Raw genomic sequence first — 19145 nt, 5'->3', positions numbered from 1 at the left:
GGGGTTGGCCGTGGTGGCCGCGGGGGGCCCCGCGTGGATCTAACGGCCCCTACCGGGCATCCCGGGGGGGGGCGCGCGGGGGGTGCCCCCCCCCCGGGGGGGGGGGGGGGGGGGGGGGGCCACCACTCCGGGACCCTGACAGCGTCCAGGCGATCGGCGGACACGGCCGCGGCTTTCGTGGGACCTCCTCTCCCGGGTTCGCGGGCCGCCCGCGGCCGGTTCTCGCCGTACCGAACAGCCTCGGAGGCTCCGCCCCGGGCGGACGCCACACCGACGGGCCCGCACCCCTCGGCCATCAGGTGCCGTGGCTTTCCCGCGGCAACCTCCGTTTGTGAGGCGGAAGGTCCGGTTCGACCTTGGGATGCGGAGTTTGGGATCTCGCATCGTCGGTTTTCAAAACAAGGCGGGCGGTTTCTTGTGATCAACCCTCACTGTGGCTGATGGTTGCTGTGTGAAAGTTGTCGTACCGGAAGGTCGGGTTTCATTGGTGATCTTCCTGTCGGCCGCTCCGGGGGCTGGGCGGGCGGCGTGGGGGTGGGTGTTCCCGCGGGGTGGAGGTCGTGGAGGCGGTCCGTGGGGACCAGGGCCGGGAGCAGGGCGTCCCAGGCGCCGGTGATCACCCGCGGCCGCAGCCAGCCGCCGTCCTGGCGGGAGAGGAGCTCGATGCCCGCCGTGGTGGCGGTGAGCATCTGGGCGGCCTGGGCCAGGTCCAGGCCGGGCAGCAGTTCGCCCCGGCGGCGGGACCTGGCGAGCGCGAGGCCGACCGTGCGCCGCCACGCGGGGTACGGACCGACCGGCCCGGGCTCGCCCGTGCGCCGGCGGTCGTCGCAGAGCCGCAGTCCGGCGCGGAGGACGACGTCGTGGCGCATGCGGCGGGCCAGGTCGTGGGTCATGTCGATCAGCGTCTGGAGGGGCGGCCCCTCGGGGGTCCTGGCGGCGCGCAGTATCTCCCGCCAGTCCGTGCCCAGTCGGGCGACGACCGCCTCGGCCAGCTTCTCCTTCGAGCTGAAGTGGAAGTAGAGGGCCCCCTTCGAGACCTCGGCCATCTCCACGATCTCGCTCAGGCTGGTCGCGGCGAAGCCGGTCGTGTCGAAGCACACGGCTGCCGCCCGGACGACCAGCTCACGGGTGCGTTCGGCTCGTTCCTGGCGTGGCATGGCTACCCCCTCATCACGGCGATCCCGGGTCGGTCGCGGTCGAGAACCACCCGGGTGCGACTGGAGCCCGCTTCGGAGGTCGCTGGACCGAGTCCCGAGCGAGATCGTCGAAAGACACTCTAGCAAACCAACCAAGCGGTATTTTATTGTCTGTCGGGTGGGCCTCGAAGAGTGCGACTACCTGACGAACGAAGTCTACAAAACCAACTGCCCGGTACGGTATGGTCGTTCCGGTCGACGTTCCGCGTACGGCCCCCGGCCGTGCCGCCACCAACAGGAGGTCGCCTGAGAAGGCGACCGGGGAGAGGGAGGGGAGTCGTGGAAGGCGTGGAGAGGGAAGCCCTGGCGCAGGCATGGGGCGACGTCGCGGACGACTTCGTCACCGAGTTCTGCGGGCGGATGCTGGCCTCGCTCAAGAGGCGCGACCAGCGGACCAGGGGTGAGTGGTACGTCTCCGGGCTGCTGACCGTGCCGGGCCGCAAGTCGATGCGCGCCCTGGCCGCCGTGGCCGATCACGGTGCCGCCGAGCAGAGCCTGCATCACTTCATCAGCAACTCCTCGTGGAGCTGGCACCCCGTCCGGCAGGCGCTCGCCCGGCATCTGGACAGGGTGCTGCTGCCGCAGGCCTGGGTGATCGACTCCATGGCCATCCCGAAGGCCGGAGAGCACTCCGTCGGGGTCGCCGAGTCGTTCCGCTTCGACCTCGGACGGGTCGTCAACAGCCAGCAGGCCTTTGGCGTCTCCCTGGCCAACGAACAGTTGAGCGCTCCCGTCAACTGGGGCCTGAACCTGCCGGCCGAGTGGCTGGAGGACGAGGACCGGCGCCGGCGGGCCAGGATCCCGGACGACGTCGCCGCGATGAGCGTCGAGGCGGGCGTCGTGCACACCGTCGCCGAACTCGCGGACGCGGCATGGGGGTTGCGTCGCCGCCCGGTCGTCCTGGACGGCCGTACCCTCAACTCGCACGCCCTGATAGAGCAGTTCACCCGGCGGCGTATTCCGTTCGTCATGCGGGTCGACGGATCGACGCGGGTGGTCGGCTTCGACCCGGTCCAGCCCGGTGCGGGGGAACGGCTCTTCCAGGCGCAGCAGTTGGTCGAGCGCGGCAAGAAGCTGTCCAAGCCCGTCGTCTGGGTGGACCCGGAGTACTCGATCAGCCGGTCCCTCCTGGTGAGCGGCACCCGGGTGACCGTGCCCGCCGTCCGCAGGCCCGGCATGCCTCCGCTCTCCGACCGCGCCCTGACCCTCGTCGGCGGCTGGCCGATGCAGAAGGGCCGGCCGGGGGAGGTCTGGCTGTCCAATCTGCTGGACGTGCCGCCCGCCGCCCTGCTGCGACTGGGACGGCTGACCCGGCGGGTGAGCAAGGACTTCCAGGAGGTCAGCACCCGGGTGGGGATGCGTGACTTCGAGGGGCGCTCGTACGCGGGCTGGCACCGGCACGTGACGCTCTGCTCGGTGGCCCACGCGATCATGGTGCTGTCCTCGGCCCGCCGCCGGCAGTTCGACGCCCTGGAGGAACTGTCCGCGTAGGCACCGCGGACCGCTGTTCGGAGCACGGGGTCCGGACGGCGAGGCGGGTCACGGCGACGCGGCCGGGGTCCCCGCACGCCCCCGAGAACAAGGGGAGTGCGTGCGGGACCCCGCGACGCCGTCGGGCTCCGGACGGCTGCCGGACCGGGTACGGCCTGGTTGCCGGGCCTGTGTACCGGCTTGGGCAACGGCTTGAGTGCCGGTCTCTGCCTCGGCTTCAGTACCGGCCTGGGCGTCGGCCTCTGTACCGGCCGGCTTCAGCAACGGCCCGGGGCCGGCTTCACTACCCGCTTCGGTGCCGGCGTCGGTACGGCTTCCGGACCGGCCTCAGCGGAGCGTGCCGCCCGCTCCCGCCGGCTCGGTCCCGCGCGCGGCCCGTCGCTCCAGTTCGGCTCGGGCGGCCCGGCCCAGCGCGGCCACCGGCACGTCGGTCCGGCCGGTCAGCAGCTCGATCTGCCGTACGGTCCGGTGCAGCAGCAGGGACAGACCGTCGACCACCGTGCTGCCGTTGAAGCCCGCCGCCTTGGCGAGCCGGGTCGGCCAGGCCGAGTACACCGCGTCCAGGACGGCGGCGCCGGAGTGGGCGACGGCCGGGGCGAGGGTGTCGGCGGCCTCCTCGGGCAGGGTGGAGACCACCACCGCGACGCCCCGGAGCAACCGCTGCAACTCGTTGACGTGGTGCAGGTCCACCGAGACCCCGAGCCGGCCGGCCGCCGCCTCGACCTCCGTCGCGCCCGTGCGCTCCTGGACCACCACGACCGGCTCCCGGACCCCGACCTCCCGCAGCGCGGCCAGCGCGGAACAGGCCGCCGCCCCGCCGCCCAGCACCACGGCGGAATCCGGCGCCTCCAGACCCGCCTGGCGCAGCGCGGCGGTGATGCCGTGCGCGCCCGCGTGGTCGCCGAAGCTGCGCCCCTGCCGGAACACCACCGTGTCGGCCCCGCCGACGTCCATGGCCAGGTCCGAGACCTCGTCGAGCAGCGGCAGCACGGCCCGCTTCAGGGGGACGGCCAGGCAGAGCCCGGCCCAGTCCTCGCCCAGCGAGTCCCACACGGCGGGCAGGGCCGCCCTGTCGACCTCGACGGCCTCGAACGACCAGTCCAGCCCCATGGCCGCGTACGCGGCACGATGCAGCGTGGGCGACAGGGAACGGCCGAGCGGCGATCCGAGGACCGCCGCACGGTTGCCCCCGCGGCCCCCGGGCGATGTGCGGCCCGTGGGTGTCTGGTCTGCATGCATGGGTGAAGGACGCTCCTTCTGCGTCTGGTGGGGGGTGGACTCCGGATATCGGAACAGCTTAGATCGCCGGTCTTCGGTACGGGGCGCCGAGTTGACACAGTTCCGCGGTGAATCGCGCGACAGGCCGTTCTTTCGCCCTTCCGCGGACTTCCCGGGGTTCCGCGGACGCGCAAGGTGATGAAATCGCGACGGGCTGTTTGCGGGGGCCGCGACCGCCCGCGAGAGTCGATTTACGGGCGGCCCGTCCGGCGGTTTCGCCGAGGCCCGCCCACAGGTCCCGTCCGTATGCCGGCCCCTCGCGAATTGGAGTTGCGACCGTGACCAACGTCGCCGTCATCTACTACTCGTCCACCGGACATGTGCACACGCTGGCGGAGTCGGCCGCCGCGGCGGCGGAGAAGGCCGGCGCCGAGGTACGGCTGCGCAGAGTCCCCGAGACGGCCGCCAAGGCCACGGCCGCCACAGGTCCGGAGGGGGAGGAGCAACTCGCCGTCGACGGTGCCGCCGTGGCGCGGGTCGAGGACCTGGACTGGGCGGACGTCATCCTGTTCGGCACGCCCACCCGATTCGGCCTGCCCGCCGCTCAGCTCAAGGCGTTCATCGACAGCACCGGCGAACTCTGGCGGAAGGGGCGGCTGGTGAACAAGGTCGTCTCCTCGTTCACGTCGACCTCCACCTCGCACGGCGGCCAGGAGAGCACGCTGCTGGCCCTCAACAACACCTTCTACCACTGGGGCGCGATCATCGTTCCCCCCGGTTACGCCGACCCCGTACAGTTCGCGACCGGCAACGGCAACCCCTACGGCACGAGCCATGTCTCGCACGGCGGCACCACCCCTCCCGGTGAGGAGAACCTCGGTGCCATCGAGTTCCAGGCCCGCCGCGCAGTGGAGATAGCCACGGCGCTCAAGACCGGTCTTCGGGCGGCCTGAAGTATCCGGAGACGCTGATTTCCGCGCCCTGAGAGTTGCATGACGGAACGTCAGTGCGGCTGCCCGGGGCGTAATTACCGTCACGCGGCCGGACCGGTCCCGTCCGACACGGGACCGGTCCGCGGGAAACGCGCCGGGAATTCAGCGGCAGGCACCGTGCCCGGTCGAAGGACATGGCCCTGCTCCCGGTCGAACGCGAGAGCTGCCACACCGCTCACCGGAGCCGGCCGCGATGCTCGCGGTCGGCCCGGTCCGGCGCGCCCGAAACCCTTTTCAGCACCTTGACCCAAGGGATTCACACGCATGAACATCATCAGCTGGAACGGCACCGAACCCGAGAACCCGCTGGTGCCCGGCGACGCGACCGAACGCGACAGCGTGAAAATCGTCAACGCCCTCTTCACCGGCCTGGTCGAGTACGACCCGAACACGGCCGAACCGCGCAACGCGGTCGCGAAGTCCATCGAATCGGCGGACTCCCGCGTCTACCGGATCACCCTGAATCCGGGATGGACCTTCCACGACAACACCCCGGTCACCGCGGCGAGTTTCGTCGACGCCTGGAACTACACCACCTACGGCCCGAACAAACTCCAGGGCGCCGAATACCTCTCCCACATCCAGGGCTACGAAGCCACCCAGAGCGGCGCCGCCGAGACGCTGTCCGGCCTGAAGGTGATCGACGACAGCACCTTCGAGGTGACCCTGTCGGCGCCCTTCTCCGCCTTCGTCACCCAGCTCGGCTACGCCGCCTTCTTCCCGCTGCCGGCCGCCTTCTTCGCCGACCGCGCGGCCTTCGAGGCGCACCCCGTCGGCAACGGCCCCTTCCGCTTCGAGTCGCACACCCCCGGCGAGCACATCGTGCTGCTGCGCTACGACGCCTACGCCGGCGTCCGCAAGCCGCGTGTCGAGGGCGTGGAGTTCCGCTTCTACCGGATGCTGGAGGACGCCTACGCCGACGTCGTGGCGAACAAGCTCGACTACCTCGACTTCGTCCCGGCGGACGCGCTCGACGGCGGCCGCTACAAGCAGGAACTGGCCGGACGCTGCGTCTCCAAGCCGTACATGGGCGTGCAGTCGATCTCCTTCCCGCTCTACGACCCGCGCTTCGGCGACCCGCGGCTGCGCCAGGCGATCTCGATGGCCATCGACCGGCAGTACGTCATCGACACCGCCTTCGACGGCGACAAGATGCTGCCGGACGGCCTGGTCCCGCCGATCGTGCCCGGCTACGGCGGCGACGCCAGCGGCGACCTGTGCACCTACCAGCCGGAGAAGGCCCGGGCCCTGTTCGAGACGACCGGCTTCGAGGGCCCGATCGAGCTGACCTCCAACGACGACTCCGCCAACCAGGTGTGGATCGACGCGGCCTGCCGCACGATCACGGCGGCCCTCGGTGTGGAGGCCCGCTACGCGCCGGTCCCCACCTTCGGAGAGTTCCGCAAGCTGATCAACGAGGAGAGGATGACGACCGTCTTCCGCTCCGGCTGGGTCGCGGACTACCCGTCGATCGAGAACTTCCTCAACCCGATCTTCCGCACCGGAGCCGCCGTCAACGGCTCCGGCTACTCCAACCCGGAGGTGGACGCCCTGCTGGCCAGGGCCGACGCGGCGGCCTCCGAGCAGGAGGGCTGGGAGCTCTACCGCGAGGCCGAGAAGCGGATCATCCAGGACATGCCGGCCATCCCGCTCTGGTACCAGAAGGTGGAGTCGGGCTGGTCCACCCGGACCGGGAACGTGACCGTCACCCCCCTGCTCCAGCTGGACCTGTTCGACGTGACCCTCGAGGACTGACCCCTCGCGGCGGAACGGCCTGCGGCTTCGTGATCACTCACGAGGCCGCAGGCCGTTTCCATGTCCGTTTCCGTCGGGCGGACCCGATGGCTGTCTCCGTCGGGCGGACCCGACGGCTGTTGCCGAAGGGCGGACCGGTGGGCGGACCCGCCGGGTCCGCCCACCGGTCCGCCCGCGAGGTCCGCCCGGAACCGGAACGTCACCGCCAGGACGTACGGCCCTGCCAGGCGGCGGCGACCTCCAGCGCCTGCGCCGGGTTCAGCCGCGGGTCGCAGAACGTCGTGTACCGCTCGCCGAGGCTCCCCATGGACCGCTCGTCGTGCACGCACTCGGAGACGTCGTCCGGCGTGGTCTCCAGGTGCAGCCCGCCCACGACGGCCCCCGCCTCGCCGATCACCTGCTGGAAGCCCCGCACCTCACGGACCACGCTCTCCACCAGCCTGGTCTTGCGGCCGCCCGGCCCGCTGACCGTGTTGCCGTGCATCGGGTCCGACAGCCAGATCACCGGGTGCCCTGCGGCGCGCACGGCCGCGGCCAGGGCGGGCAGGTCCTCGGTGACGGCGTCCGCGCCCATACGGGCGATCAGGGTGAGCCGGCCGGGCTCACGGGCCGGGTCGAGCCGCTCGCACAGTGCCAGCAGCTCGTCGGGCCTCATGCCCGGACCGACCTTGGTGGCCACCGGGTTGGCCACCGACGCCAGCAGGGCCACATGGGCGCCGTCCAGCTGGTTGGTGCGGTAGCCGATCCAGGGCCAGTGCGTCGAGGCGAGGTAGCGGCGGCCCGACTCGTCCGTGCGGATCAGCGGTGCCTCGTAGTCCAGCAGCAGCGCCTCGTGGCTGGTCCACACCGGGGTGGCGAAGGCCGCGGGCCGCTCGGCCGCCCGGCCCCGCAGTGTCGCCATGGCCCGCCCGGCCGCCTCGTAGCCCGAGAGCAGGCGGCGCGGGTCCGGGCGGCGCAGCGCCGCGTCCGGCTCGGGGCTGTTGACCATGTGCCCCCGGTACACGGGCAGTTCCACGCCGTCCACCACCTCGGTGGGGCGCGAGCGCGGCTTGGCGAACTGGCCCGCCATCCGGCCGACCCGGAGCGTGGGCAGCAGGGTGTTCATCGACATCACCCCGGCGAGCGCCTCCAGCAGCGCCACCTTGCGGGTGACGTGGCCGGGCGCGCACTCGGCCGGGTCCTCGGCGCAGTCGCCGGCCTGCACGACATGGCAGCGGCCCGCCGCCACCTCGGCCAGCAGGCCCCGCAGTTCGGCCACCTCGCCGGCGCCGACCAGTCCCGGCCGGTCGGCGAGGTCGAAGGTGACCTCGGCCAGGAGGTCGAGGTCCTCCCAGTCCGGCTGCTGCCGTGCGGGAAGGGCCCGCCAGAGCGCGCCCGTGCCCTCCAGCAGGGCGGCCCCCGCCATGGCCGGACTGGTCGCGATCGCGTCACTGGTCACGAGGAACCTCCGTGGTCGTGAATGATTTCCGTCAACTTCTTCGGGTGCCCGGGACTTCGTCGTTCGCGGGAAATTCCGGAGCCGTTCAGTGCCGGTGGCAGCCGTGTTCGGCGGCCGGCGGCCGTTGCGTGCGAGAGGCGGACCTTCGGAGCCGTCGACGGCCCGGGAAGACGCCGGGAAGACGTCGTAAGACGCCGTGAAGAGTTCTTCAATGCCACATGGAATCGCTCGGAATCCTTCGGATCCTGCGGAGTGAATCCTCCATAACTCTTCACCCGTCGACGGCCTTTCTGCGAAAGTGCCGGACGGACTCCGTCATGTCCGACGGAATTCCCACGCGCGCGGGTCCGGCCCGCCCCCGCCGGACGAAACGGACTTGATTGCCTTTGCCGTTCAAGGCTCGCGATCAATTCGCCGCCCGGCTGGACTCGGATGGACACGGCTGCGCAACGTCCAGCCCCGTTCCGCGCCTCGGACCATTCCGCGCCGGTACCCGCCCCACAGGGCGGGGCCGGCTGACCACCGATGAGAGGGCACCGTGAACAGCGAACTGCTTGTCTCCGACGCGAGCCACTTCCGGGTCGACTACGAGATCAACCCCTACATGGACACCGCGATCCAGCCGGACGTCCAGGCCACGCTCGCCGAGCACCAGGCCATCGTGGCCGCGCACCTCGCGGCCGGCCGCAAGGTCGAGTACCTGCCCTCCGCGCCCGAGTGCCCGGACATGGTGTTCACCGCCAACGCCGCCGTGATCCGCGGCGAGAAGGCCGTCCTCGGCAACCCGCCGTCGGAGCGGCAGGCCGAGATCCCGTACTTCACGGCGTGGCTGTCCGAGCACCACTACGAGGTCGTCGAGGCGCCCTACCTCTTCAGCGGCCAGGGCGACGCGCTGGCCTGCGGCGACCTGCTGCTGGCGGCGTACGGCCAGCGCACCGACGAGCGGATGCTCGACGTGCTCGCCCGCGAGCTGGACTACGAGGTGGTGCCGCTGCGCACCGTGAGCTCCCGCTGGTACGACCTCGACCTGGCCGTCGGTGTCGTCGCCCCGGACCTGCTGGCGTACTGCCCCGACGCCCTCGACGCGGCCAGCGTGCGCACCCTGCGCGGACTCGGCGCCGAGCTGATCGAGGTGCCGGTCGAGGAGGCCGCCCTGTTCGCGCTGAACCTGGTCAGCGACGGCACCACCGTCACCATGACCCAGGGCGTGCCGCGGCTGGCCGCGGAACTGCGCGGGCGCGGTCTGGAGGTGGTCGAGCTGGACACGACCGAACTCGCCAAGGGCGGCGGCGGGGTGCGCTGCACCGCGCTGACGCTGGACAACCCGCCGGCGTAGCCGGTGGTCCTATTCTCGGGGCGGAACCGCCTCCCGCGGGATGCCCACCGCGGATACGCCTACTGACGGGGAGCAGGCAGGATGACCACGGGATCCGTGCGGGTGCGCCGGGCCGTCGGCGCGCTGTTGGCGGTGCTGGCCGCCGTGCTGACCGTGCTGGGCGCGGCGGGCACCGCGTCCGCGCACGCGGAGCTCGAGTCCACCGACCCCGCGCAGAACTCGGTGGTGCGCTCGGCGCCGTCCGCGGTCACGCTCACCTTCGGCGAGGGGGTGACCCTGCCCTCCGCCTCTCTGCGCGTGTTCGACCCGGCGGGCGAACGGGTCGACACGGGCACACCGGGGCACGCCGCCGGCCGGGACGACACCGCGCGCATCGCGCTCCGCGACGGCCTGCGCGACGGCACGTACACCGTGGCCTGGCAGGTGATCTCCGGGGACTCGCATCCGCTCGGCGGCGCCTTCGTCTTCTCCGTCGGTGCGCCCTCGGCGAGTTCGGTCTCCACCGAGGAGTTCCAGGGCGCCCGCACGGACAGTGTGATCGCGTTCCTGTACGGCACCGCGGGAGTGGTCGCGTACGGCTCGTTCGCGCTGCTGGCGGGCGCGGTGGCGTTCGTCCTGACGTGCTGGCCGGCGGGCGTCTCCGTCCGGCCGGTGCAGAAGCTGCTGGCGGCCGGCTGGATCGGCCTGCTGGGCTCCACCGTGATCCTGATGATGCTGCGCGGCCCGTACGAGCAGGGTGGCGGCCTCTTCCCCTCGGACGATCCCGCGCCGGCCCACGTCGACGTGGACGAGCGGATCTACTTCGCGCTGGCGGCCAGGCTGCTGCTGCTCGTGGCGAGCGCCGTGTTCCTGGTGCTGCTGGTCGGCGCGCTCGGGCAGCCCGGCACCGAGGCCCCCCGGCGGTCCCGGGTGCGGCTCGGCGCGGCCGGACTGGTCCTGGCGGTCGGCATGGCGTTCACCTGGGTCTCGACGGACCACGCCTCCGAGGGACCCCAGGTCTGGCTGGCCCTGCCGCTGACCGCCCTGCACCTGCTGGCCATGGCGGCCTGGCTGGGCGGTCTGGCCACCCTGGCGGCCGGGCTGCGGCACGGGCTGGCGCCCGCCGCCGTGCGGCGCTTCTCCGCGGTGGCCCTGAGTTCGGTGACCGTCCTGGTCGCCACGGGGCTGTACCGGGCCTGGCGCGAAGTGGGTCCCTGGGACGCTCTGTTCGACACCCGATACGGACAACTGCTGCTGCTGAAGGGCGGATTCGTGGCCCTCATGGTCGCCGCGGCCTGGGTCTCCCGGTCCCGCCTCGCCCGGCTGCGGGCGGGTGAACCGGCCGGTGAGGACGGCGAGTCCGTGCCCCCGGCGGGCCGGGCCGGTGCACCCGTACAGGCCGGTGCGAGCGCCGGGAGCGGCGAGAACCACGCGAACGACGAGAGCGCGCGGCCGTCCCGGGGCGCGGTGTCGGTCCAGGCCGACGAGGAGGGCGAGACCCCCGCGCCACGCGGGACTTCCGCGCCGGGCGACACGTCCGTGCCCGGCGAGGTCCCCGTGCCACGCGACTCCTCCTCGCCGCACGGGGACGACGCGACCGTACGCGCCGGCCTGCGGCGGTCCGTCCTGACGGAGTCGGCCGTGGCCGTCGCCGTCCTCACGGTCACCACGCTGCTCACCTCCTCGCCGCCCGGACGGACCGCGGACGACGACCGGAGCACCGTCGCCGCCGCGTCTCCCGCACTCGCCCGGACCGTCACCTCGCGGCTCCCCTTCGACACCGGCGGCGGCACCCCCGACGCACGCGGTGAGGCCACCCTCCGCCTGGTACCGGCGAAGTCCGGCGGCTACGCCCTACGGCTGGAGCTGCGGCGTGTCGACGGCACGCCCGCCGAGGTGCCGGAGGTCCGCCTCGCCCTCGCGCTGCCCGCCCGTGACCTCGGCCCGCTGCGGGTCCCGCTGAAGCGTGACGGCGCAGGTCGGTGGGCGGGTTCGGCCCGGCTCGCGCTGGCGGGGGAGTGGACGGTCTCGATGACCGTACGCTCGTCCGACATCGACCAGGCGACATCGGAACGGAAGGTCCCGATCGGCCGTTGACCGGCCGACAACCCTACGCTCGGGCGGACCTGACATGGTGTCCCGGCCGCGCTTCCCGGGGCGGTGTCGCTTCGATCACGCTGTGCACATGATTCGTCAGAAGCAAGTGTGGCCGTGGATGATCGCGGCCATCGGATTCGTCGCGCTGGTCGCGGCGGCTGGGTTCCGGGCGACCCCCGGTGCGCTGGTGGAGCCGCTGCAAGAAGAGTTCGGATGGTCCACCGGGGTCATCGGCCTCGCCATGTCCGTCAACCTCGCCCTCTACGGCGTCACCGCGCCGTTCGCCTCCGCGCTGATGGAACGCTTCGGCATGCGCAAGGTGACCGCGGCCGCCATGTCCCTGATCGCCCTCGGCAGCGGCCTAGCCGTCTTCATGACCGCGTCCTGGCAGCTCGTGCTGCTCTGGGGCGTCCTGGTCGGCCTGGGCTCCGGTTCCATCTCCCTGGGCTTCGTCGCCACGCTCGGCACGCGCTGGTTCGTCAAGCGCCAAGGCCTGGTCACCGGTGTGCTGACCGCGGGCGGCGCGACCGGCTCGCTGGTGTTCCTGCCGCTGGTGGCGAAGCTCTCGGAGGCGCCGGGCGGCTGGAAGACCGCCGCGATCGTGGTGTCGGTCGTTGCCCTCGCCACGGTGCCGATGATTCTGCTGTTCTTCCGCGAGCACCCCGCCGACCTCGACATCCCGCCGTACGGCGCGGACGAGGTCGTGCCGGTGCAGCCGCCCGCGCGCAACGCCGCCAAGCTCGCGGTCGACGGTCTGAAGACCGCCGCCCGCACCAGGGCGTTCTGGCTGCTCGCCGCCGCGTTCGCGATCTGCGGCGCCACCAGCAACGGCCTGGTCAACACCCACTTCATCCCCGCCGCGCACGACCACGGGATGCCGTCGGTGACCGCCGCCGGCCTGCTCGCGCTCATCGGCATCTTCGACCTCATCGGCACGGTCGCCTCCGGCTGGCTCAGCGACCGCTACGACTCGCGCGTCCTGCTGCTCGGGTACTACGCGCTGCGCGGCGTCTCCCTGCTGGTGCTGCCGCAGCTGTTCGACGAGAAGGTCACCGGCCCGATGCTGGTCTTCATCGTCCTCTTCGGCCTGGACTTCATCGCCACCGTGCCGCCGACCGTCGCCCTGTGCCGTGAGCACTTCGGGATGTCGGCTCCGATCGTGTTCGGCTGGATCTTCGCCGCGCACCAGCTGGGCGCCGCGTTCGCCGCCACCACCGCCGGCCTCACCCGGGACGGCTTCGGCACCTACGCGCCCGCGTGGTACGTCGCCGGTGTCCTCAGCATCGCCGCCGGCCTGCTGTCCCTGCGGACGAAGCCCCCGGCGGTGGAGAAGACCCTGCTCGCCGAGCCCGCGCGCGTCTGACCGGCCGCGTGCCCGACACGCTCCGCCTGCACCGACCGCTCGGCCCGCTCCACCGGCTCGGCCCGTTCCGACCGCCGGACCCGCTCAACCTGTCACGTCCGCTCCACCGCCTCGAAAAGCACCACCAGCACCACCAGCCCTACCGGCCCCACCAGTTCGGCCCGTTCCACCGGTTCGGCCCGTTCCACCGGTTCGACCCGTTCCACCGGTTCGACCCGTTCCACCGGTTCGACCCGTTCCACCGGTTCGGCTCGTTCCACGAGCCCGGCGGGCTCCACGTGATCCACGAGGCCACCACGCTCCCCGCGATCCACGTGCCCCCCGGCTCGACGCGCCCGACGCGCGTCCCCCGCACCGCCCCGTTCCGTGCCGTATCGGAGGTGGCGCCTCCCCTTTGCTGGACCGGAGGCGCCACCTCGGTCTCTCGGGCCGCAATCGGCCTGCCGCACACGGCGGTTGCAAGGTGACGGAGTCTCCGGTCACCGCTTTCAACCCTTTTACCGATATCGGCAAGATGTCTCTTGCACACCTCTTCACGAAAGGTGCCGTCATGGCAAACACCCAGCAGACCAAGGCCCTCGTCCTCCGCGAGCTCCACGAGAAGGGCATCCTGGTGCTGCCGAACGCCTGGGACGCCGGCAGCGCGGCGCTCATCGCCCAGGGCGGCGCCAAGGCGATCGCCACCACCAGCGGCGGCGTGTCCTGGTCGGCCGGGAAGCCGGACCAGCAGGCGCTCAGCCGCGACGAGATGGTCGCCCTGGTGCGCCGGATCGCCGAGACCGTGGACGTGCCGGTGACCGCCGACATCGAGGGCGGCTACGGCCTCGCCCCCGAGGACGTGGCCGCGACCGTCACCGCCGTGATCGAGGCCGGTGTGGTCGGCGTCAACCTCGAGGACTCCAAGCCCGACTTCACCCTGTTCACGGCCGAGGAGCAGGCGGCCCGCATCCGCGCCGCCCGCGAGGCCGCCGAGCGTGCCGGACTGCCGGAGCTGGTCGTCAACCTCCGTACCGACGTCTTCCTCTTCGGCATCGGCGAGCCCGAGGGCCGGGCGGCCGACGTACTGGCCCGCGCGGCCGTCTACGCGGAGGCCGGGGCGGACAGCCTGTTCGTGCCGGGCCTGCTCGACCTCGCCGTGATCGCCGAGCTGGTCGAGGGCCAGCCGCTGCCGGTCAACGTGATGGCCGGACCGGGCGCGCCCACCGTGGCCGAGTTCGAGGCGGCCGGCGTGCGCCGGGTCAGCCTCGGCACCGCCGTCGCCCAGGCCGCCTACTCGCTGGCCCGCCGCGCCGCCGCCGAACTGGTCGACCACGGCACCTACGACGCGCTGGACGGCGCCCTCGACTTCGGCGCGGTCAACAGCAGCTTCACTCGCTGAGGCGCGTCGCCGCGCCGCACGGCCTGACGGGCGTGCGCCACCCACGGGGCGGGTCGGCCCGTGACATCGGACCGACCCGCCCTTTGCGTTTTTCCGAGATGTCCGAGATATGCGAATCATCCATATTTCCAAACGAGATGAGGCGATGAAAATGGGGAGGCCGGAGAAACCGGTGGACGCCTCGGGCGGAGCGGTCGCGGAGTTCGCGAGCCGGTTGCGACGCCTGCGTGCCGAAGCCGGTGGACCGACGTACCGGGACATGGCCAAGGCCGCCATGTACTCGGCCTCGGTGCTGTCCAGTGCGGCGAACGGGCACCGGCTGCCCACCCTCCAGGTCGCGCTGGCGTACGCGGCCGCCTGCGGAGGCGACCGGGAGGAATGGCGACGACGATGGCTGGAGGCGGCGGCCGGAGGGATACCCGCCCTGCCGCCCCGGCCCGCGGCGGCCCCCGGACCGCCGATACCGCGGGAGCCGGCCGCCGAGGCGATACCCTCCGGGCTCCGGCCGGCCGCGCCGGTGCTGCCCAGGCCGTGCCAGCTGCCGCCCCGCCCGCGGGGACTGGTCGGCCGCCGCACGGAACTGGGCCTGCTCGCCTCGGCCCCGCCCGGTCCGGTGGTGATCAGCGGACCGGCCGGCGTCGGCAAGAGCGAACTGGCCCTGCACCACGCGCACGAACTGGCCCCGGCCATGGTCGACGGCCAGCTCTACGCCGACCTGGGCCCGGCGCCGGAGGGCGGGTACGACGTGCCGGGCCTGCTCGCCGAGTTCCTCACGGCGCTCGGGGTGCCCGCCGGACGCATCCCGGCGGCGGCGGACCAGCGCGCCGGGCTCTACCGTTCGCTGCTCGCCCAGCGCAGGGTGCTCGTGCTGCTGGAGAACGTGCACAGCGAGCGCCAGGTACGCCCCCTGCTGGCGGACTCCGCCACCAGCACCACCATCGTCGTCGGCCGGTCCTCGCTGCTAGGCCTGCGCGACGTCCTGCGGGTGCGGCTGGACCTGCTGCCGCGGACCGACTCCGTGGCCCTGATCTCACGCGGGCTGCCGGAGCGGGCCCAGGCCGACCCGGCGAGCGCCGACCGGCTGGCCGAGCTCTGCGGCGACCTGCCGCTGGCACTGGACATCGCCGCCCGCAAGCTGCTCGCCCACCCCGAGATGTCGCTGCGCTGGGCGGTCGCGCGGCTGGAGCGCCCCGAGGCGCTGCTGGACTGGCTGACCGTAGGGGACCTGTCCCTGCGCGAGGTGCTCGCCTCGGCGCACGCCCGGCTCGGCGACGAGGCGCGGGAGCTGCTCGACCGGCTGACCCTGCTGCCCCAGCCGGAGCTGCGTACCGACGAATCAATCCTGGCCGGGTCCGAGCATCTGACCGACGAGTTGGTCGAGGCGGGGATGCTCCGGCACACGGAGCGGCTGGGCGCGTACCGGCTCGACGCCCTGGCACGGGCCCTCGTGACGGCCGGCGGAACGGCGTACGACCTGCCGCCGAGGCACTCCGTGCCGTTCACCCGCGTCCGGCCGCTGGCCGGAGCGCGGCAGCTGACCTGACCGCTCGAACAACTCCCGTAAGCCGCCTGTTGATTGTCCGGTTCGGACAAGCCTGTCGATCAATATCCGCCTTCGATGTACTCGTCCTACCGAACGGATCCGAACAGAGGAACGGCCGTTCACCTGCTCGCTCGAACGGGCGGTAGGACGAGTAGCGAGGTGGCAGAAGATGACCAACCACGAGGTCGAGGTCCTGGCGATCGGCGCCGGCCCGTCCAACCTGGCCCTGGCGGTGGCGATCGAGGAATCGGGCGCCACCGGCCTGGCAGCCGACACCCTGATCCTGGAACAGCACGCGGACGTGGTGTGGCAGCGCAACCTGCTGCTGCCCTTCGCCCGCAGCCAGGTCTCCTTCGTCAAGGACCTGGTGACCCTGCGCAACCCCCAGAGCCGGTTCTCCTTCCTCTCCTTCCTGCACGCGAAGGGCCGGCTCGACGAGTTCGTCAACCTCGGCACCTTCAACCCCTTCCGCAAGGAGATCTCCGAGTACCTCCAGTGGGTGGCCAACTCCCTGGAGCATGTGGGAATCCGCTACAACTCCAAGGTCCAGAGCGTCAGCCCGCGCAAGGCCGACGACGGCACGGTGGTCGGCTGGCGCGTCAACCTCGCCGGCGGCGACACGGTGGACGCCCGCGACCTGGTCGTCGGCACCGGCCGCGACGCCAACATCCCCGCCGAGTTCAAGGACCTGCCCCGCGACCGGGTGATCCACAGCACCCAGTACTCCACCCGGATCGCCCAGTACCCGATCGACCGCCCGGTGCGGGTCGTGGTGATCGGCGCGGCACAGAGCGCCGCCGAGATGTTCGTCTCGGTCCACAAGGACCTGCCGCTCAGCCAGCCGACCCTGATCCACCGCTCCATCGGCCTGATGAACTACCAGACCAGCAAGTTCGTCAACGAGCTGTTCTTCCCGTCCTTCGTCGACGAGTTCCACGGCTCCTCCCCGCAGGCCCGCAAGCAGATCCTGGACGAGGTCCGCCTGACCAACTACGCCGGTCTGGCGGCCCCGTTCCTCGACGAGACCTACATGATGCTCTACGAGCAGAAGCTGACCGGCTCCCAGCGCTCCGCGGTCCGCTCCATGACCGAGGTGGTCTCGGCCCGCGAGGAGGACGGCGAGGTCGTCCTCATCCTGCGCGACCGCAAGTCCGGCCGGGTGGACACGTACCGCTGCGACCTGGTCCTGCTCGGCACCGGCTACGACCAGCGGATGCCCGCGATGGTCCGCAGCCTGGCCGGCCAGGTGGGCCTGGACGAGATCGAGGTGGACCGCCGCTACCGCGTGAAGACGGGTGACGACGTCCACGCCGGGCTGTACCTCCAGGGCTTCAACGAGGCCACGCACGGCATCTCCGACTCGCTGCTCAGCGTCCTCGCGCAGCGCTCGCACGAGATCAGCACCGACATGCTCGACCGCCGCAGCGTCGGCGCGACGGCGGGGGTCCGCTGATGCAGATCCGCCGGCTGGACCGCGCCAACCTGACCCCCGCCTACGGCATCGAGGGCGAGCGCCTGAAGCCCTGGGACGTGCTCAACTCCCCCTTCGAGGGCGCCTGGTGCGTCGTGCGGGCCGGGGGAGAGTCCACCCCGCACAACCATCACGAGTACGAGATGTTCATCGCGATGAGCGGCAGCGCCGCCCTGGTCGTGGACGGCGTCGAGCGGGAGTTCGTGGCCGGCGACATCGTCCATCTGCCCCCGGGCTGCACGCACAAGGTGGTCAACCCCTCCTCGGAGGACTTCGAGTACTACGGGATCTGGTGGGACTCCGAGATGTCGGAGAACTTCCTGACCCGCCATCAGAAGGAGACCCCAGCATGAGCAAGCGCGTGGCGGTGATATCGCCCGCCCCGACCGCCAACGGCGACCTGCACCTCGGCCATCTGGCCGGACCGTTCCTGGCCGCCGACGTCTTCACCCGCTACCAGCGCGCCGCCGGCCGGGACACCGTCTTCGGCACCGGCGCCCAGGACACCTCCACCTTCGTGGTCACCACCGCCCGCCGGCTGGGCACCACCCCCGAGGCCCTGGTCGCCGACTCCACCGCGAAGATCGAGTCCACGCTCGCCGCGATGGGCATCGAGGTCGACGGCTTCACCCGCGACGAGGAGCGCTTCACCAAGGCCGTGCTGAGGTTCGTCAGCCGGCTGCACGAGGAGGGCAAGCTGGTCCTGCGGCCCACCCTCTTCCCCTACTCGCCGAGCACCGGGCAGTACCTGGTCGACGGCTTCGTCAAGGGCGGCTGCCGCAACTGCCTGGCCGAGGGCTGCGCCGGGCTCTGCGAGAGCTGCGGCCACCCGCTGCCCGCCGGGGAGCTGATCGACCCGCGCTCCACCGAGAACCCCGACGACGCCGTGGAACTGCGCGAGGTCCCTGTCCTGGTGGTCCCGCTGGAGGAGTACCGGGACCGGCTGAAGGAGTACTTCGCCACCACCGGCGCCGCGCTGCGGCCGCACATGGCCCAGGCCGTCGCCGAGATGCTCTCCCGTCCGCTGCCGGACTTCCCCGTCACCTACCCGGTCTCCTGGGGCATCCCCGCCCCGTTCCCGGAGGTCGCCGGCCAGTCCGTCAACCCCAACGCCGAGACGATGGCCTGGTCCATCCACACCACCGCCGTCTCCGCCGAGGCGCGCGGCGAGGTGCTCTCCGCCGACGACGAGCCCTGGTGGCCGGAGTCGGGGACCGAGGCCGTCTACTTCCTCGGCTTCGACAACACCTTCCCCTTCGCCATCGCCGGGGCGGCCATGCTGCTCGCCCTGCACGACCGCTACGCCCTGCCGGCCCGGTTCGTCACCAACGAGTTCTACGAGCTGGACCACCAGAAGTTCTCCACCAGCCGGGGCCACCTGGTCTGGGGGCAGGAACTCGCGGACCGGCTGCCGCGCGACATCGGCCGCTACCACCTGGCCGCCACCAGCCCGGAGAACCAGAAGACCAACTTCGGCTGGTCGGCGCTGCCCGCGGTCACCGGAACCCGGCTGATCGAGCCGTGGAACCGGATCGCCGCCAGGGCCGGGCGCTGGGCCGGACAGACCCTCCCGGTCTCCGCGGCCTCCCGCGAGGCCGCCGACCGGATCACCGAGCGGTTCGCCACCTCGTACGAGCTCGACTCCTTCAGCCTGGTCCGCACGGCCGAGACGCTGGCCGAGCAGCTGGGCAGACTGGACCGCTGGGAGGCCACCGACGCCGAGGCGGGCGACTTCGTCCACCAGGTGGAGACCGTGCTGCGCAACGCCGCCCCGATCCTGATCGACCTCGCCGCTCAGGCCGGCATCGACACCCGGCTGACCCCGAGCGACGGGACGACCGAGATCACGGTGCGGGAACTGCCGCGGCTGGACGGCGGGGCGGTGTGA

15 protein-coding genes are annotated in these 19145 nt (G+C 72.0%); 11 read left to right on the top strand and 4 right to left on the bottom strand.

Annotated elements, in window-relative coordinates; translation table 11 throughout:
- Positions 1–428 precede the first annotated feature (428 nt).
- The gene (locus ACFYR0_RS04970; protein WP_389321952.1) at positions 429–1157 is read right to left on the bottom strand and encodes a ScbR family autoregulator-binding transcription factor; all 729 of its coding nucleotides are present in this window, start codon (positions 1155–1157) and stop codon (positions 429–431) included.
- A gap of 318 nt (positions 1158–1475) precedes the next feature.
- On the opposite strand from ACFYR0_RS04970, the gene ACFYR0_RS04965 reads away from it, so the two are divergent.
- Positions 1476–2687, top strand: coding sequence for an IS701 family transposase (locus ACFYR0_RS04965; protein WP_389321950.1), 1212 nt, complete (start codon positions 1476–1478; stop codon positions 2685–2687).
- Positions 2688–3014: 327 nt separating this feature from the next.
- On the opposite strand, the gene ACFYR0_RS04960 is transcribed toward ACFYR0_RS04965, so the two are convergent.
- Positions 3015–3926, bottom strand: a complete 912-nt coding sequence (locus tag ACFYR0_RS04960) for a shikimate dehydrogenase (RefSeq protein ID WP_389321948.1) — start codon at positions 3924–3926, stop codon at positions 3015–3017.
- A gap of 317 nt (positions 3927–4243) precedes the next feature.
- Here ACFYR0_RS04960 and wrbA point away from each other — a divergent pair, with 317 nt between their 5' ends.
- Positions 4244–4858 (top strand): NAD(P)H:quinone oxidoreductase, encoded by a 615-nt coding sequence (wrbA, locus tag ACFYR0_RS04955; RefSeq protein ID WP_389321946.1) that lies wholly within the window; start codon positions 4244–4246, stop codon positions 4856–4858.
- Positions 4859–5161: 303 nt separating this feature from the next.
- Positions 5162–6652 carry an ABC transporter substrate-binding protein gene (locus ACFYR0_RS04950; protein WP_389321944.1) on the top strand — a complete coding sequence of 497 codons (1491 nt, stop codon included), beginning with the start codon at positions 5162–5164 and terminating at the stop codon, positions 6650–6652.
- A 199-nt stretch (positions 6653–6851) separates the two neighbouring features.
- Here the strand turns inward: ACFYR0_RS04950 and ACFYR0_RS04945 are convergent, their stop codons facing one another.
- A complete protein-coding gene (locus ACFYR0_RS04945; RefSeq protein ID WP_389321942.1) occupies positions 6852–8090 on the bottom strand; it encodes a 3-deoxy-7-phosphoheptulonate synthase in 1239 nt (412 codons plus the stop codon).
- A gap of 538 nt (positions 8091–8628) precedes the next feature.
- Here ACFYR0_RS04945 and ACFYR0_RS04940 point away from each other — a divergent pair.
- From ACFYR0_RS04940 to ACFYR0_RS04930, 3 genes are all read left to right on the top strand, one after another.
- Positions 8629–9426: a dimethylarginine dimethylaminohydrolase family protein gene (locus ACFYR0_RS04940; RefSeq protein WP_389321940.1), complete on the top strand. Its 798-nt coding sequence runs from the start codon at positions 8629–8631 to the stop codon at positions 9424–9426.
- A gap of 81 nt (positions 9427–9507) precedes the next feature.
- Positions 9508–11502, top strand: a complete 1995-nt coding sequence (locus ACFYR0_RS04935; RefSeq protein WP_389321938.1) for a copper resistance protein CopC — start codon at positions 9508–9510, stop codon at positions 11500–11502.
- 88 nt (positions 11503–11590) lie between these two features.
- Entirely contained in the window at positions 11591–12865 is a 1275-nt protein-coding gene (locus ACFYR0_RS04930; protein ID WP_389321936.1) for an MFS transporter, read from the top strand.
- 92 nt (positions 12866–12957) lie between these two features.
- Here ACFYR0_RS04930 and ACFYR0_RS04925 read toward each other — a convergent pair whose 3' ends face one another.
- A complete protein-coding gene (locus ACFYR0_RS04925) occupies positions 12958–13152 on the bottom strand; it encodes a hypothetical protein (RefSeq protein ID WP_389321934.1) in 195 nt (64 codons plus the stop codon).
- Positions 13153–13415: 263 nt separating this feature from the next.
- Between ACFYR0_RS04925 and ACFYR0_RS04920 the strand changes: the two genes are divergently transcribed.
- The 5 genes from ACFYR0_RS04920 to ACFYR0_RS04900 all read left to right on the top strand — a co-directional run bounded on the left by ACFYR0_RS04920 (position 13416) and on the right by ACFYR0_RS04900 (position 19145).
- Positions 13416–14243, top strand: coding sequence for an isocitrate lyase/phosphoenolpyruvate mutase family protein (locus ACFYR0_RS04920; protein ID WP_389321932.1), 828 nt, complete (start codon positions 13416–13418; stop codon positions 14241–14243).
- A gap of 151 nt (positions 14244–14394) precedes the next feature.
- Entirely contained in the window at positions 14395–15786 is a 1392-nt protein-coding gene (locus ACFYR0_RS04915; RefSeq protein ID WP_389321930.1) for a helix-turn-helix domain-containing protein, read from the top strand.
- Positions 15787–15955: 169 nt separating this feature from the next.
- Complete coding sequence (locus ACFYR0_RS04910; RefSeq protein ID WP_389321928.1) at positions 15956–17239, top strand: SidA/IucD/PvdA family monooxygenase; 1284 nt, start codon at positions 15956–15958, stop codon at positions 17237–17239.
- A complete protein-coding gene (locus ACFYR0_RS04905; protein ID WP_389321926.1) occupies positions 17239–17610 on the top strand; it encodes a cupin domain-containing protein in 372 nt (123 codons plus the stop codon). The genes ACFYR0_RS04910 and ACFYR0_RS04905 overlap by 1 nt, the downstream gene beginning before the upstream one ends.
- Positions 17607–19145, top strand: a complete 1539-nt coding sequence (locus ACFYR0_RS04900) for a class I tRNA ligase family protein (protein WP_389321924.1) — start codon at positions 17607–17609, stop codon at positions 19143–19145. Before ACFYR0_RS04905 ends, ACFYR0_RS04900 begins: the two co-directional genes overlap by 4 nt.

Source organism: Streptomyces sp. NPDC005017 (assembly GCF_042873115.1).
Classification (GTDB): domain Bacteria; phylum Actinomycetota; class Actinomycetes; order Streptomycetales; family Streptomycetaceae; genus Streptomyces.
This window is presented reverse-complemented; position numbering and strand designations above follow the sequence as displayed.